The organism is Limosilactobacillus sp. (genome assembly GCF_051873035.1).
Lineage (GTDB): Bacteria > Bacillota > Bacilli > Lactobacillales > Lactobacillaceae > Limosilactobacillus.
The window spans coordinates 1-2122 of record NZ_JBJEEL010000030.1 but is presented as its reverse complement, the minus strand read 5'-3'; the positions used below and the strand labels follow the sequence as shown (position 1 = coordinate 2122).

Annotated in this window: 2 protein-coding genes; one reads left to right on the top strand and one right to left on the bottom strand. The window is 45.7% G+C overall.

The window, feature by feature from the left end; all coding sequences use genetic code 11:
* Positions 1-218: 218 nt before the first annotated feature.
* The gene (locus tag ACI31H_RS02925) at positions 219-953 is read left to right on the top strand and encodes an SGNH/GDSL hydrolase family protein (protein WP_439770503.1); all 735 of its coding nucleotides are present in this window, start codon (positions 219-221) and stop codon (positions 951-953) included.
* A 154-nt stretch (positions 954-1107) separates the two neighbouring features.
* Here ACI31H_RS02925 and glsA read toward each other — a convergent pair whose 3' ends face one another.
* A complete protein-coding gene (glsA, locus tag ACI31H_RS02920; RefSeq protein ID WP_439770502.1) occupies positions 1108-2028 on the bottom strand; it encodes a glutaminase A in 921 nt (306 codons plus the stop codon).
* Positions 2029-2122 lie beyond the last annotated feature (94 nt).

Sequence of the window (2122 nt, the reverse complement as noted above, 5' to 3'; positions counted from 1 at the left end):
GTAGAGCATCTCCCTCGTAAAGAGAAGGTCGGAGGTTCGACTCCTCTTGTCGGCATCATTATTACTTAAGAAGTATTAAAAGCCTGTATATCGACTGCTAACAATCGGTATACAGGCTTTTTCTTCACGGTAAAGCACATGTAGTGAACTTGAACAAAAGCAAGTGTAATAGTAATATAATCGGGATTCTTAGTAGCTATAAAGAGGAGTAATTCACAATGAAGAATACAGGAGCACAGCTTCAAGATTTCCTTGATAAGATGCTTAATTCAACGGCCTATCAACGGGGAAATGCAACTGAATATAGTCCTAATAACGTTACTTTTAATTCGGCCTCACCATTGGCAGGAAAAAGGATTGCCTTCCTTGGCTCATTGGTAACTTATGGCTTTGCGGCAAAGGGAAAGTCCTTTGTTGATTATCTACAGGCACGTGATGGTGTACAGGTAACCAAGTCGGCAATCTCTGGAACTACCTTAGCGGGATTAGAAACGGGTGGCTACCTTGACCGCCTCGAACATGATTTCTCGGCAAATAGTCATTATGACCTGTTTGTTTGTCAGCTATCGACTAACGATAATCGTCATGGTAAGGTGTTGGGAAATATTACCCCAAGTGACCAGTGGGATAATTTTGACTGTTCGACGACACTAGGCGCAATTGAGGAGATCTGCCACTACGTCCGTGCGCACTTTGATTGTCCCCTCACTTTCTACACCTGCTTGCAGGATGATCCTGCCGGCCAATATGCAAACTTGATTGCTCAGCTAAAGAAGCTACAAGCAAAGTGGGACTTTACGATTATTGACCTATTTCACAACCAGGGCCTGCTGGCCAGTACAGCAGCTCACCCTAATGCGATGTTTGATGATGTTCACCCCACTCAAGAAGGTTACCTGAAGATTTGGTTACCGGTTTTTGAACGAGAACTAACGGCAATTTTAGCAAGTTAGGGAATATATCCTTTCGAAAAATAACTGAATAGTTGTGGGGACGATAGGCAATAAAAAACGGTAAAGATAAGAATCCTTACCGAATATCATAGAAAGAGGGCGTGAACCACCGACTGTGGTGATTCACGCCCTTTGGCTTTAAGCTATAAGAGTACTAGTATCTGAAAATATCGAGCTTGAGCTTTTTGCTGACCAGCTCCAGGAGGGCTAATCCAGCCACACTGTTTCCTGCCGCATCAAGGGCTGGACTAAAGATACCAATACCGTAGTGGCTCGGAGCGGCCGAGACGAGTCCACCACCGACGCCACTCTTAGTTGGCACCCCAATCTTAACGGAATAGGTACCAGATTCGGTGTAGAGCCCTGTTGTCATCATAACCGACTTGGTATAGGTCGCCGCTTCACTAGAAATAATGCGTTCACCATTCCATGGAGCGACGCCATCGTTAGCCAGAACAGCACCGAGGTTAGCTAAACTCTGACATGTTACCATCATTGAACACTGCTTGAAGTAGGTTTCAAGACTGGTGTCCACGTCATTATTCAAGACACCCTTGGCCTTAAGATAATAGGCTAAGGAACGATTCATATCGCCAGTCCGGAGTTCTGACTGGTAGATCTCATTGTTGAGGGTAATCTCCGGGTCGTTGCAAATCTTACGGCTGAATTCGAAGATCTGCGCAAAGGGTGATTGGCCGTCCTGTTCTTCAATTAGGGAACTGATCAGGATCGCCCCACTGTTAATGAAGGCATTTAGCGGGTGAGTCTCCTTAGTAATCTCCATGTTGAGGACGGTATCGAACGGAAAGCCCGTTTGCCGGGTTCCCACCTCGGCTTCAACCGCAGTGAGTCCTAAGCGTTCAATCGCGTAGAGCAGAGTGATGACCTTAGAAACACTCTCAATGGCAAAGCGGACCTGGGATGCGCCGGCCTCGGCCTTCTTATCGTTGGTAACATCAAAAAGATAGATCCCGAGCTGGTAGGGGTCAACCTTAGCCAGGGCAGGGATGTAAGTTGCCACCTGCCCCTCGTCGATTTTGCCCCAACACTCTTGGATGGCATCATTAAGATTCACGATCATTCCTCCCGATTATGATTAGTAACCTTAATTATATGGCAGATTGTAAAATTTAAGTTGAACATTTAAGTGGACAGAAAAACTCATCAAG

Coding starts and splice junctions, on each gene's coding strand:
- ACI31H_RS02925 (WP_439770503.1), top strand. CDS start 219: ATGAAGAATACAGGAGCACAGCTTCAAGATTTCCTTGATAAGATGCTT.